This is a genomic window from Ruegeria sp. HKCCE3926 (assembly GCF_017872515.1).
Classification (GTDB): Bacteria; Pseudomonadota; Alphaproteobacteria; order Rhodobacterales; family Rhodobacteraceae; genus Ruegeria.
On the sequence record NZ_JAEDOU010000010.1, the window covers coordinates 40,979 to 53,030 of the forward strand.

A 12,052-nucleotide genomic window follows, 5' to 3' on the forward strand; every position below is an offset into this window, starting at 1 on the left:
CCCATCAATGACTGCCTGATGACGGCCCTTTGGAAGGATTTCAAGTGACACCGCAAACCCTAGCCCATCAAACTTATGCGCAAACCACCGCGCCGACTCGGACGCCTCGAGACACAGAATACGAAGCGATTTCAAGGATCACACGGCGCCTGAAGGCAGCAACAGCACAAAAGGCAACGGATTTTTCGGGTTTTGTTCAGGCCGTGCACGAAAACCGGCGGCTATGGGGGGTGCTCGCAACCGGCGTTGCCGATTCCGAGAATGCCCTGCCCAACGACCTGAGAGCCAGGATCTTCTACCTTGCCGAATTCACCGAACAACACAGCAGCCGCGTTCTGGGAGACGGCGCAACCGTTGAGCCGTTGGTGGAAATCAACACGGCCGTACTGCGCGGGTTGCGCCAGATGAGGGCAACTTGATGAGCGGTCTGGTCCTAAAGCTTGCCCCGAAAGAAAGGGTTCTGATCAACGGGGTCGTAGTTGAGAACGGCGATCGCCGCGGCCGGTTTTCGATTATGACGCCCCAGGCAAATGTACTTCGATTGCGGGACGCGATTCATCCGGATGAGGTGAATACGCCGGTGCGCCGCGTCTGTTATGCCGCGCAGCTTGTATTGTCAGGGGACATCGAACCTTGCCAAGCACGTCAGCAACTGTTGCGCCGCGTGGAAGAGCTGAGCCAGGTTTTTACGGATGCAGATAGCCGTCGGGTCTTGGCCGAAGCCACGGATGCCCTGGTTGCAGAGCATTATTACAAGTGCCTCAAATCGCTTCGCTCGCTTCTGCCGCGAGAAGAGCGGCTGATGGCTTACCAGCAATGACATTCCAACCCGTCATCCCAAGCGGCGGAATCGTGGGCTGGCGGTTCCTGCAACGTACCTATGAAAGTCAGTTCCAGAGTTTTTCGTCGTCAGCTGCAAATGAAAGAGAGACAAAGTACTTTCTGGACAACATCGGGAAAATCCAATCCGCTGAAGAGCTGGTTTCGGATCGCAGGTTGTTGCAGGTCGCTTTGGGTGCGTTCGGCTTGGAAGGAGATTTGGACAACCGGTTTTTCATACGCAAAATCCTTGAGGATGGGACACAGGCGGATGACGCGTTGTCCAATCGTTTGGCCGACAAGCGATACCGGGCATTTTCTGACGCCTTTGGGTTTGGTCCCGGAGCTGTCCGAAAAACCGCGCGGACGTCCGACATGGAGCAAATCGCCCAGGCCAATTTGACGGCCAGGTTTGAAATCGCCGTTGGCGAGTCGGATGAAACGATGCGAATTTCGCTCTATGCACATCGAGAGCTTTCGGATCTTGCCAACAGGACCTCAAGCGCAGACACAAAGTGGTTTGATCTTATGGGGTTGCCCCCTTTGCGCAGCATGATGGAAACGGCACTTGGACTGCCGTCAACCTTTGCGCAGCTGGACATTGACAAACAACTGGTCGAGTTCAAGGCTAGGTTGCTCAAACTGACCGGCTCGGATGACCTGGCACAGTTTTCGAACCCAAAGTCTGTTGAGAAACTGACCGACACCTATTTGGCCAGAAGTCAGATTGCGCAACTTCAGAGCACGATCTCGCCGGCGCAGACCGCATTGATCTTGTTGGGGGCCGTTTGAGCAGAACGCCTCCGGATCGAAGTGATCGGTGAAGCATGATCGCAAGGGCGTCACGTTGATCAAGGCAATGCGGGTTTCTTCAGAACTGCAAACGACAGGCCTCAACCGTTCAGAATCTCATCGGCTGCGGTTCGTAAAGCGTATGATCTGACGGGACGGGACACATTGTGCAGATTGACGTCTCCCAGCGGTACAGCATTGGAACAGGCCGGTTCGATGTCTTCTGAAACGACAATGCGGTGCCCTTGCGACTTGCCGAACTCGCCCAAACGTGCGGCGATGTTTGCGGCCTGACCGATAACTGTGAAATCAAGCCGTTCGCGAGATCCCACATTGCCGTAGGTGACACGCCCATACGCGACGCCGATCGAACAGTCGCAATGCCTGTCCGTACCTTCTTTGCGCAGCTCTCCCAAAGTTTCGACGATTTTGATCGCCGAGCGCTGGGCATTGGTGCGGGCCGTACTGGCATCCTCGTCCGTTGCCGGGAAGACGGCAAGCACAGCGTCGCCAATGAACTTCAGGACTTCTCCGTTGTTGTCATGAACAATGCCCGAGACCGTTTCAAAGAACTCGTTCAGCAGATTGATATACTCGCCCCGGCCCAGCTTCTCTTCCAGGCTCGTTGAATTACGGAGGTCGCAGAACATGATGGCGGCGTCGATCTCATCCCCGTCACCCCGCCTGATTTCGCCGCCCAATACGCGCGCGCCGGTGCGTTTGCCGACATAGGTTTCCAGCAGGACCTGCGCGTTTTCGCGCTGCATGAACACTTCGTAGAAACGGGCGATTACCGAGGAACATTCAAAGACAAGGCCCAGATTTTCGGTGGTAAACCCGTCCGGGTGATCGCAGGTCAGCGTCAGAACATTGGTGCGCCCGTCGGAAAACGGCAAGGGCATGGCCACGTAATCTGTTGCGCCCTTGGCCCGCAGGTCCTCCATGATCGGGAAGCTGTTATGCGGGTTTTCATCATTCAACCTTTGCCGCACGCCACCCAGGCCGTTCGAGACATGCCGCAAGGGGCTGTTGATGAAAGCTGGGTGATCATAGATTTCGTATGTCGGAGCCCGGGTCAGAATCTCTTCTTCATCTTTTTCCCAGATATAGTGCTTTCCCGCGATCAGGGGGTGAAGGGACCAGGCCAGAATGCTCAGCCTTTGTATTGCGATGCCATGCTCCAGCATCTTTTCGGCCAGCGCTTCGGTAAAGCTTTCGGGCGTTGCCGCGGTCGAAGCACCACGCATCAACCAATCAATCAGGGGCCCGCTGATGTTGCCGTCTTCAGGTTCGCGAAGGCGGTTGTCGCCCAGATCGATCTTCGTATAGGCGCCGGGCACAAAGCCGATACAGCCTTGAATGGCCGCGCTTTCGGGCAGGGCTTCCTCATAGGCCCAGACAGAATTGGCCAGGTTTTCGGACCCCAGATTGATGTCGTGATACGTGGCAGTGCCTTTGAACGGGCAGAATGTTTGCAGGTCTGTTTCTTCGCTCAAATCAACACAGACATCCGCGCGGGGAACATAGATCGTGGGCGGCAGGCGCGTTTCATACATCACCTTGGCATCTGTGCTTTCAGCCAAAAGCACCTCATTGCGATAAATGGCAATTCTGCCATTCAGCGATTCAACCGATATTCCATACCCATTGATTTTTGGTGCGGCGTGGACGTTCATATGCGACCTCCCTTGCCTGGGTTTTTCTAGAATGGGGCTTTGCATCCCACATTCCAAGAGGCGCAGAAGGGAAAAGTGCCAACGCATACGGTCATGCAGCAAGGTTCAGACCATTTGTATGACGTCTTTTTCGATGGACAGCATGTACCCTTTTTTGGCGATGTTTTTGACCAGAAGTTCACTGACCATCTGATTGCCAAGCGCATCCCGCAACCGTTTGATCCGCGTCGCGCCTGCGGCTTCGTCGCAATCGGCTTCATTACGGCCGGAAATCATCGCCTCGATCTGGGCGCCGGACAAAACCTCATCATCCAGTCGCGATTCAGCCAGAACCGATAAGGTTTCCATGGCGGCAGGCGTGAGTTTGAAATCCATGTTGTTGAGGTAGACGGCGTTTTCCTCGCGGCTGATCAGCAACGAAGTCACCTGAATGCCGGTGCGTTCGATTTGCGCCATGCGTCGGTTCAGCAGTACCAGCATAACCAGAAAGACCAATGCCGAGGCCATCATGGCACAGGCAAAAACCAGAAGCACATAGATCACCATCCGATAGCTGGACAGGGTGTCGGCGAAGGCGGTGCCGGACTGGGCCAGAATTTCAAGCAGGCGAATCTCGGTCTGTGAAGTCAGATCGGTCTCGATGAACAATCGCTCGACCCGCGCGTTGAATGCGTTCGCGTCCGGCAGGGTCCAGAACAGGAAAACGGCAGCGGTGATCAGAATGGCGATAATGGCTGCGACGCCCAGCACAACCAGACGGACCCCCGACCGGCGTGCGTCAGAAACGGAGATAGAATTGTCCGGCATTGCCTTTCCTCTGATCCAACCCTTCCGGCCCGAAAACGGACTGCACTTCAAGCAAGGTCCAGCCTGACGCGCTCAGGCGCTGGGCGATTTCTGCTTGGGCCTGGCCCTTGTCGCAGTTCGAGACCTGGATAACCCCATAATGCAAACGCAGCGGGTTGTCTTTCTTGGCCTTGTAATCCGCATAGCAATCCGCCGCAGACGCAGCAGAGCCAAGCGATATCAGGACCGCAAAGGTCAGAGAAGAGAGGATCTGTTTCATAGGCCGCATCCTGCGCACGAGTCGCCGCGATATTCAATAACCCAAGGGGTTTGCGGGTTCTGATATCCGATAACACCGGGCCGTTATTGCTTGTCTGGGCCGGTCGCCCCCAGTGTCAGGGCAATCAGGACGCGCTCCGTCACACGGTCGCCCAAACACTATGAAGGACACGCATCATGCATAAGAAATTCATCGCATTCATCGTTGCGACCGCGGTTGCAATAACCGGGGTGTCTGCGTCTCAGGCACGGGCTGCGGACGCAAAGGACATTCTTGGCGGGCTGGCCGCCATCGCGATCATCGGGGCCGGGGTTCACTATTACAACAAGGAAAAGAAAAAGGATCGGGCGACTCGCCACCAAACCTATACCCCGGCACCTTACACGCCGCAGCCGGTGCGCCCTCTGCCGCCGCGCGTGGCGCGTTATGATCTGCCCCAGCGCTGCCTGCGCACATTCAACGGGTATTCACAGGATCATCCGCTGCTTGGGCCGAAATGCCTCAAGAAGCACTACAAACATGCCAATAGCCTGCCGCAAGAGTGCAAAGTCGGTTTCTGGAATGGGCAAAAGGTCAAGCGGGCATACGAACCCGCGTGCCTGCGCCAGAAAGGATACCGTGTCGTTTACCAGTAACACCGGTTGAGCAGGAGCGGCGCCAAAGAAGCGCCGTGTGAGAGAGGGCGGTGTGGGCTGCCCTCTCTTTTTTTCTTGCGGCGCTGTGTGAAACACGGTTTTCCAAAGGCATGACAAAACCAGATTTCGAACTTGAACAGGCGCTGCTGGGCCGGGGCCATTGCCGCATCGCGGGCGTGGATGAGGTCGGGCGCGGCCCTTTGGCCGGCCCGGTCGTCGCGGCAGCGGTGATCCTGAACCCACAGGCCATCCCCGAAGGGTTGAATGATTCCAAGAAGCTGACGGCCAGACGTCGGGCCGCCCTGGATGCCGAGATCCGGCACAGCGCCGAGTTTGCCGTGGCCGAAGCTTCGGTCGCCGAGATTGACGAGATCAACATCCTCAGGGCATCGCATCTGGCGATGCTGCGCGCGGTTGAGGCACTGTCGCCGGCCCCCGATTTCCTGCTGATCGACGGGAATATGATTCCACGCGGCCTGAAAATCCCGTCGCAGGCCGTCGTGAAGGGGGATGCCCGATCGGTGTCGATTGCAGCCGCCTCGATCCTTGCGAAAAACTGGCGCGATCAGGTGATGGTGGATTTGGCGCAACAGCATCCGGGATATGGATGGGAAACCAACGCCGGCTATCCGTCAAAACAACACAAGGAAGCGCTGCAAAATCTTGGCGTGACCCCACACCATAGACGTTCGTTCAAGCCAGTGCACAATATCTTGTATCAAGAGTAAATCGTAAGTCGCTGATTCAAAAAAGAAATTGACGGCGAATCGTCTTTGACTCATCCTTGTCTCAACCAAATGAGCGCAAAAGCGCCGTGGATACTTGAGGCAGTGATATGACAACGACCACAAAAAAGGGCGCAAAAGCGCTCCCTTTAAACACGATTCTATCCGGTGACTGCATCGAAGTGATGAACAGTCTGCCCGAGGCGTCGGTTGACCTGATTTTCGCCGATCCTCCGTATAACTTACAGCTGAAAGGCCAGTTGCACCGCCCGGATAACTCTCAGGTGGATGCGGTTGATGATCACTGGGACCAGTTTTCTAGCTTTGGTGCCTATGACCAGTTCACGCGCGAATGGTTGAAGGCAGCACACCGTCTGCTGAAGCCCAACGGCGCGATCTGGGTGATCGGTTCTTACCACAATATTTTCCGTGTAGGCTCGGCTTTGCAGGACGCAGGATATTGGATCCTCAACGATGTGGTCTGGCGCAAGTCGAACCCGATGCCGAATTTCCGGGGCAAGCGCTTTACCAACGCGCATGAGACGATGATCTGGGCCAGCAAACGCGAAGGCGCGAAATACACCTTCAACTATGAGGCGCTAAAGGCTCTGAACGAAGGCGTGCAGATGCGCAGCGATTGGGTGCTGCCGATCTGCACCGGGCATGAGCGTCTAAAAGATGAAAACGGCGACAAGGCACACCCGACACAAAAGCCGGAATCGCTGCTGCACCGCGTGTTGATTGGCTCGACCAATCCGGGCGATGTGATTTTGGATCCGTTCTTTGGCACAGGTACAACCGGTGCAGTCGCCAAAATGCTGGGTCGCGAGTTCATCGGGATCGAGCGCGAGGAAAGCTACCGCAAGGTGGCCGAGAAGCGTATTGCCAAGGTCCGCAAGTTCGATCGTGAGGCTCTGGAAGTTAGTGCCAGCAAACGCGCCGAACCGCGCGTGCCCTTCGGGCAACTGGTCGAACGTGGCATGCTGCGCCCGGGCGAAGAGTTGTATTCCATGAACCAGCGCCACAAAGCCAAGGTCCGGGCCGATGGCACATTGGTCGGTGACAACGTCAAAGGCTCGATCCATCAGGTGGGCGCCCATCTGGAAAATGCGCCATCCTGCAATGGCTGGACCTATTGGTGCTTCAAGCGTGACGGCAAAACGGTTCCGATCGACGTTCTGCGCCAGCAGATCCGGGCCGAGATGAACTGATACAAAGAACACCGCCGGTGCCTGTGGCCTGACACAAGGCACTACGCCTTGCCCCGCCGATCCTACGGCGGGGTCTTTTGTTTTCGGATCAACAGTGATTGCATGTTGTTGACCCTGACACTGCAAGAAAGATCACGGCCATGACCGAGACAACCGCGCAGCCCCGCCGCAGTCTGTTTTTCACGGAACCTGACACGTTCGATCTGGACAACAAATACACCGAGGCCGCGTTGGAGCGGCACAAGCGAGAAGGGTTGGAACTGGCCGTCCGCGCGCGCTGGGTGGCGATGGCGCTGACCGGGGTTCTTCTGGTTTTCCTGAACCCGCAATGGGAGGTGCTTTGGTATCACTTCATTCTGCTGCTGATCTGCGCCAACGGTTGGCTGATCCGCCGTTCCGGTCGGGTGGGACAATCGCGGGTCGAGCTTCTTTTGATCTTCGTGGATTTGCTGATCATGACCCTTGGAATGATCGTGCCCAACCCGTTCAGTGACGATGTTCGCCCTCTGGCCATGCAATACCGGTTCGACAATTTTCAGTACTTTTTCGTCATCCTGGCGGCTGGAACCCTGGCTTATTCCTGGCGAACCGTCATTGCCATCGGTTCGTGGACGGCATTGATGTGGACGATCGGTTGGATCGTTGCCTCGTGGGTGGCAACGCCGATTCCGGGGATCAGCGAAAAGGTTGCAGAGGCCTTGCAGGGCTATCCGGATGTTGCCGAGCTGTTGGACCCCAACAGTTTCATGGTCCCTCAACGTATCCAGCAAGTGATCGTATTCATAATGGTCGCGGTAACGCTGGGCATTTCGATGCGGCGTCTCAATCAATTGTTGATGAACAACGCAGGATTGGAACGTGAACGGGCCAACCTGTCGCGGTATTTCTCGCCCAATGTGGTGGATGAGCTGAGCCAGAACGATGAACCGCTGAAACAGGTCCGCAAAGAAGATGTGGCCGTTCTGTTCATCGATATCGTCGGGTTCACCAAATACGCCGCCGGGCGGGATCCCTATGAAGTGATCGAGGTTCTGCGCGGGTTTCATGCCCGTATGGAAACCGAGGTATTCCGGCACCACGGGACCTTGGACAAGTATCTGGGCGACGGTTTGATGGCGACCTTCGGCACTCCGGTGCCGACGCCCCTGGACGCGAGCAATGCCCTGGACTGCGCGCGTGCGATGGTGGGTGTGATCGACCGTTGGAATCTGGAACGTCGCAGGGTGGGAGAGCCCGAAATCCATGTCGGCGTTGGGGTGCATTACGGCTCGGTCGTACTTGGGGATATCGGCGCCAACCGGTTGGAATTCGCGGTGATTGGCGATGCGGTCAATGTGGCGGCCAAGCTTGAGGCACTGACGCGTGATTTCAAGGCGCGTATCGTTGTCAGCGATGCCGTGCGTTTGCGGGTTGAGGAAGAAAACCCGCAGGCTCCGGAGGTCATGGCCGGTTTTGGTGCCTGCCGCGACCAAACCGTGCGAGGGGTCGAGGCGCCGATGGATGTCTGGGTGATGAAAAGCTGAGGGCCTCCCGCCCGTCAGAACAGGATCGCAGATGCAGTGCTGACAGTTGGGTCAAGCAGCGCGCCAGTGCGCGCTGCGGTCACGCTTTGGGCATGGGGTTCAAAGATTTGTTGTAGGGGTGCCAGTCGGTGATCTCGGGATAATAGTGGCGTCGCCACGCGCGAACGCGCGGGTTCATTACCCGCCGCCAAAGCGGAGGGATCATAGCGAACACGGTCATGACGGGATAGCCATAGGGCAATTGTGGGGCTGCGCCCGACGCGTGATGTTGCAGCAGCGGAAACCGGCGATTGGGTTTGTAATGGTGGTCCGAATGGCGCTGAAGATTGATCAGCAACCAGTTCGAAGCTTTCTGCGAGGCATTCCAGGAATGGTGTGGCAGGACATGCTCGTACCGTCCGTCGCCCAGGTGTTTTCGGGTCAGGCCGTAATGTTCGACGTAATTGACCAGCTCGAGCTGCCAGATCGCGACACCAGCCTGAAGCAGAAACAACGCCACGCCGGACCATCCTCCGATCAGGCCGGCCAGTGCCAGCATCCCACCTTGCAGCGCCCAGTACCGCCAGAACGGGTTTGAACGATCTGTCCACGGTCTGCCGATGCGGGCCAGCTTGTTGCGCTCGGCGTTGAAGGCCGAAACCCAGCATTGCCACAGAACGCGGGGATAGAAGCGATGGAAACCTTCGTTGTAGCGCGCCGTTACCGGATCGCGTGGGGTGCCAACATGGCGGTGATGGACCAACAGGTGCTCGGACCGAAAATGAGAATACAGCACCATGGCAAGAAGGATGTCCCCCAGCCAGCGTTCCATACGGCTTTTCTGGTGCATCAACTCGTGGCTGTAATTGATCCCAATCGTGCCCGAAATGACGCCCATGCCAAAGAAGAGGCCGATTTTCTCAAGCGTTGACAGATGGGTGCCGTGGGTTGTGTACCAGATCAGACCAAAAAGGGTGACGAACTGGATCGGGGCCCAGAGTTTTGTCAGTAATATGTACCATTGCAGCGCCGTGTCCGGCGTATCGGGGTCGGCGTTTTGCGTGTTGAGCCCGGTGATCCGGTCCAGCACTGCAAAAGCCCACCAGGTTGCGGCAGGAACCAGCAGCAGTGACCATCCACCGGTGGCAGCTGAAAACCAGACCAGCGGAATCAGCAGCAGCGACACCCAGAAAGGGGATGCAGATTGCCAGCGGGACAATGTGCCTGTTGCGATCATCTTTTCTGCTCCGACTTTACGGAGATATCCTAGCCATGGCCCGAAGATTTGCACAGCGGACTTATTGTCCTCGCCAAAGATCATAGGCCTTGCGCATCACGGTTGGCAGGTCGCCGGGCCTGAAGCTTTGTTTGTCTACAACTGTCAGATGTTCGGGTACGTCGTGATCGGCGGCATCCGTGGTCCAGATCCGCAAAATCAGGTGGAAATGCGTAAATGTATGGCGGACTTCGCCCGGCAACATCTTCCAATTCGCCGGGAACGGAGGCCGTTCGGCCGGGGCATCGTTCCACTCTGATCCGGGCCAGCCCAGCATTCCGCCCAGCAAACCTTTGTCAGGCCGGCGTTCCAGCACCATGGCCCCGTCTGCGCTTTGCGCAACATACACGTGCCCATAGCGCGTGGATTTGGGCTTTTTGGGTGTTTTTCGTGGCAGGTCGGCTTGGGTGCCTGCGACGCGGCTCTGACAGGGGTCACGCAGGGGGCAAATGCCACATGCCGGCGACTTTGGCGTGCAGATGGTTGCCCCCAAATCCATGACCGCCTGCGCGTAATCGCCAGGACGTGTGGCCGGGGTCAGGGTCGACGCCTTTTCCTTCAGCAGGGGTTTGGAGCCGGGCAGCGGATCGTGAATGTCATGGAGCCGGGCCATGACACGCTCGACGTTTCCGTCCAGCACGGTTTCAGGCCGATCAAACGCGATGGCCGAGATCGCAGCGGCGGTATAGGGGCCTATGCCGGGTAGGTTCAGCAGCGCTTCAACGCTGTCGGGAAACCGGCCATCGTAGTCTTGCGTGACGGCCCGGGCGCATTTCAAAAGATTGCGGGCGCGGGCGTAATAGCCAAGCCCGGCCCATTCCCCCATGACCTGATCGTCCGGTGCGGCGGCCAGAGCCTGAACCGTAGGCCATCGGGTGGTGAAGCGCAGGAAATAGTCGCGAACGGCGGCAACTGTTGTCTGCTGCAACATCACTTCGGACAGCCAGACCCGATAGGGGTCGGGGCGCATCCCGGCGGCGCGATCTGCCGGACCGATGCGCCATGGCATTTCGCGGGCGTGCCGGTCGTACCATTCCAGCAACGCATCACTGACGGTGAATTCAGCAGAGTCACGCAAGTTTTATTCAACTCCCGGTCGGGTTTTGCTGGCACATGGTGGCCTGCCCAGTACAATAGAGGTGTAGGAGCAGGAAACCAGATGCAACGCAGACGTTCTTCGACCCGCGGGTTCAAACGCACCGCATCCTTGCTGAACGATCAGATCCGGCGCGCCGGGGAAAGCCGGGGGTTTGCCGTGTCGCGGCTTTTGACCCACTGGGCCGAGATTGTCGGCCAGGAAACCGCTGCCATCGCGCGCCCGGTCAAAGTGGGTTATGGCAAGGGCGGATTTGGTGCCACCCTAACTGTGTTAACGACCGGGCCACAGGCTCCGATGCTGGAAATGCAGAAGGAACAGCTGCGCGGCAAGGTAAACGCGGTCTATGGCTATAACGCCATCAGCCGTGTCCGTATCACCCAGACCGCTCCGACCGGATTTGCCGAGGGGCAGGCCAGTTTCGACCACAAGCCGAAGCAAGCCAAACCCCAGATTGCGCCTGACATTGCCGCCGAGGCCGACAAAATGTCACGCGATGTACATGATGTAGATTTGCGCGCGGCTCTTGAACGTCTCGGGCGCAACGTTTTATCCAAACAGAAACGCTGAGAAAGGGCTGAAAATGAGCCGTATTGCAACCGTAATCTGTGCGGCCGTCGCCGTGGCCGCTGGCGGCTATTGGCTGACAGGGTCGAACACCAATGTCACCATTCCACTGGTCAGTGCCGCCGAAGCGCAGGAGGCAGACCTGGATACTTCGACGATCGTCGAGATGGTGCAGGGCGCCGAGGATGCACCTGTCGAAATCATCGAATATGCATCATATACCTGCCCGCACTGCGCAAACTTCCACACAGGCGCGTATAAGCAGCTCAAGAAAGACTTCATCGACACCGGCAAGGTCAAGTTTACCTATCGTGAGGTGTATTTTGACCGCTACGGCCTTTGGGCATCGATGGTTGCACGCTGCGCTGGCCCCGAAAAGTTCTTCGGTATCACAGACCTGATCTATGAAGGGCAGGCAGAATGGACACGCGCAGGTGGTCCGGCCGAGATCGTGGACGAGCTGCGCAAGATCGGTCGTTTGGCCGGCATCGATGGCGACCAGCTTGAGGCTTGCCTGCAAGACGGTACCAAGGCGCGGACATTGGCTGCGTGGTATCAGGAAAACGCCGAACGAGATGGTATTCAGTCGACCCCGTCGTTCCTTGTGAACGGCAAGAAAGTCGACAACCAGTCCTACGCTGACTTCAAAAAGCTGATCGAAGACGAACTGGGCGGCTAAAAACCCTT

General features: G+C 57.3%; 14 protein-coding genes. 9 read left to right on the forward strand and 5 right to left on the reverse strand.

What is annotated here, in order from left to right; translation table 11 throughout:
* The first annotated feature begins 44 nt into the window (after positions 1-44).
* From flaF to I9184_RS19045, 3 genes are read left to right on the forward strand one after another with little or no spacing between them, the layout of a single operon-like run.
* Complete coding sequence (gene flaF / locus I9184_RS19035; protein WP_171637813.1) at positions 45-419, forward strand: flagellar biosynthesis regulator FlaF; 375 nt, start codon at positions 45-47, stop codon at positions 417-419.
* Complete coding sequence (gene flbT, locus I9184_RS19040; RefSeq protein WP_209835435.1) at positions 419-820, forward strand: flagellar biosynthesis repressor FlbT; 402 nt, start codon at positions 419-421, stop codon at positions 818-820. The genes flaF and flbT overlap by 1 nt, the downstream gene beginning before the upstream one ends.
* Positions 817-1,611, forward strand: a complete 795-nt coding sequence (locus tag I9184_RS19045; protein ID WP_209835436.1) for a DUF1217 domain-containing protein — start codon at positions 817-819, stop codon at positions 1,609-1,611. The genes flbT and I9184_RS19045 overlap by 4 nt, the downstream gene beginning before the upstream one ends.
* A gap of 101 nt (positions 1,612-1,712) precedes the next feature.
* Here the strand turns inward: I9184_RS19045 and I9184_RS19050 are convergent, their stop codons facing one another.
* The 3 genes from I9184_RS19050 to I9184_RS19060 form a co-directional block, all read right to left on the reverse strand.
* Positions 1,713-3,287: a DUF427 domain-containing protein gene (locus I9184_RS19050; protein WP_209835437.1), complete on the reverse strand. Its 1,575-nt coding sequence runs from the start codon at positions 3,285-3,287 to the stop codon at positions 1,713-1,715.
* Between the two features lie 105 nt (positions 3,288-3,392).
* The gene (locus I9184_RS19055; RefSeq protein ID WP_209835438.1) at positions 3,393-4,094 is read right to left on the reverse strand and encodes a helix-turn-helix domain-containing protein; all 702 of its coding nucleotides are present in this window, start codon (positions 4,092-4,094) and stop codon (positions 3,393-3,395) included.
* Entirely contained in the window at positions 4,066-4,353 is a 288-nt protein-coding gene (locus I9184_RS19060; RefSeq protein ID WP_171637803.1) for a hypothetical protein, read from the reverse strand. Before I9184_RS19060 ends, I9184_RS19055 begins: the two co-directional genes overlap by 29 nt.
* 176 nt (positions 4,354-4,529) lie before the next feature.
* Between I9184_RS19060 and I9184_RS19065 the strand changes: the two genes are divergently transcribed.
* The 4 genes from I9184_RS19065 to I9184_RS19080 all read left to right on the forward strand — a co-directional run bounded on the left by I9184_RS19065 (position 4,530) and on the right by I9184_RS19080 (position 8,447).
* Positions 4,530-4,988 (forward strand): hypothetical protein, encoded by a 459-nt coding sequence (locus I9184_RS19065; RefSeq protein ID WP_171637801.1) that lies wholly within the window; start codon positions 4,530-4,532, stop codon positions 4,986-4,988.
* Positions 4,989-5,098: 110 nt separating this feature from the next.
* Positions 5,099-5,716: a ribonuclease HII gene (locus tag I9184_RS19070; protein WP_171637799.1), complete on the forward strand. Its 618-nt coding sequence runs from the start codon at positions 5,099-5,101 to the stop codon at positions 5,714-5,716.
* Between the two features lie 107 nt (positions 5,717-5,823).
* Positions 5,824-6,924 carry a site-specific DNA-methyltransferase gene (locus tag I9184_RS19075; RefSeq protein ID WP_170427508.1) on the forward strand — a complete coding sequence of 367 codons (1,101 nt, stop codon included), beginning with the start codon at positions 5,824-5,826 and terminating at the stop codon, positions 6,922-6,924.
* Positions 6,925-7,064: 140 nt separating this feature from the next.
* On the forward strand, positions 7,065-8,447 hold the full coding sequence (locus I9184_RS19080) for an adenylate/guanylate cyclase domain-containing protein (RefSeq protein ID WP_171637795.1): 1,383 nt from the start codon (positions 7,065-7,067) through the stop codon (positions 8,445-8,447).
* Positions 8,448-8,526: 79 nt separating this feature from the next.
* Here I9184_RS19080 and I9184_RS19085 read toward each other — a convergent pair whose 3' ends face one another.
* Positions 8,527-9,663, reverse strand: a complete 1,137-nt coding sequence (locus tag I9184_RS19085) for an alkane 1-monooxygenase (protein WP_209835439.1) — start codon at positions 9,661-9,663, stop codon at positions 8,527-8,529.
* A gap of 61 nt (positions 9,664-9,724) precedes the next feature.
* Positions 9,725-10,780, reverse strand: coding sequence for an A/G-specific adenine glycosylase (gene mutY, locus I9184_RS19090; RefSeq protein WP_209835440.1), 1,056 nt, complete (start codon positions 10,778-10,780; stop codon positions 9,725-9,727).
* Between the two features lie 81 nt (positions 10,781-10,861).
* Here mutY and I9184_RS19095 point away from each other — a divergent pair, with 81 nt between their 5' ends.
* Together I9184_RS19095 and I9184_RS19100 are read left to right on the forward strand one after the other, a co-directional pair.
* A complete protein-coding gene (locus tag I9184_RS19095; RefSeq protein WP_171637788.1) occupies positions 10,862-11,368 on the forward strand; it encodes a DciA family protein in 507 nt (168 codons plus the stop codon).
* A 13-nt stretch (positions 11,369-11,381) separates the two neighbouring features.
* Positions 11,382-12,044, forward strand: coding sequence for a DsbA family protein (locus I9184_RS19100; protein WP_171724901.1), 663 nt, complete (start codon positions 11,382-11,384; stop codon positions 12,042-12,044).
* The last annotated feature ends 8 nt before the right edge of the window (positions 12,045-12,052 follow it).

What these genes read in the sequence shown, in the direction of transcription:
- flbT (WP_209835435.1), top strand. Translation starts at nt 419, where the DNA reads ATGAGCGGTCTGGTCCTAAAGCTTGCCCCGAAAGAAAGGGTTCTGATC.
- I9184_RS19045 (WP_209835436.1), top strand. Translation starts at nt 817, where the DNA reads ATGACATTCCAACCCGTCATCCCAAGCGGCGGAATCGTGGGCTGGCGG.
- I9184_RS19050 (WP_209835437.1), bottom strand. Translation starts at nt 3,287, where the DNA reads ATGAACGTCCACGCCGCACCAAAAATCAATGGGTATGGAATATCGGTT.
- I9184_RS19055 (WP_209835438.1), bottom strand. Translation starts at nt 4,094, where the DNA reads ATGCCGGACAATTCTATCTCCGTTTCTGACGCACGCCGGTCGGGGGTC.
- I9184_RS19060 (WP_171637803.1), bottom strand. Translation starts at nt 4,353, where the DNA reads ATGAAACAGATCCTCTCTTCTCTGACCTTTGCGGTCCTGATATCGCTT.
- I9184_RS19065 (WP_171637801.1), top strand. Translation starts at nt 4,530, where the DNA reads ATGCATAAGAAATTCATCGCATTCATCGTTGCGACCGCGGTTGCAATA.
- I9184_RS19070 (WP_171637799.1), top strand. Translation starts at nt 5,099, where the DNA reads ATGACAAAACCAGATTTCGAACTTGAACAGGCGCTGCTGGGCCGGGGC.
- I9184_RS19075 (WP_170427508.1), top strand. Translation starts at nt 5,824, where the DNA reads ATGACAACGACCACAAAAAAGGGCGCAAAAGCGCTCCCTTTAAACACG.
- I9184_RS19080 (WP_171637795.1), top strand. Translation starts at nt 7,065, where the DNA reads ATGACCGAGACAACCGCGCAGCCCCGCCGCAGTCTGTTTTTCACGGAA.
- I9184_RS19085 (WP_209835439.1), bottom strand. Translation starts at nt 9,663, where the DNA reads ATGATCGCAACAGGCACATTGTCCCGCTGGCAATCTGCATCCCCTTTC.
- I9184_RS19095 (WP_171637788.1), top strand. Translation starts at nt 10,862, where the DNA reads ATGCAACGCAGACGTTCTTCGACCCGCGGGTTCAAACGCACCGCATCC.
- I9184_RS19100 (WP_171724901.1), top strand. Translation starts at nt 11,382, where the DNA reads ATGAGCCGTATTGCAACCGTAATCTGTGCGGCCGTCGCCGTGGCCGCT.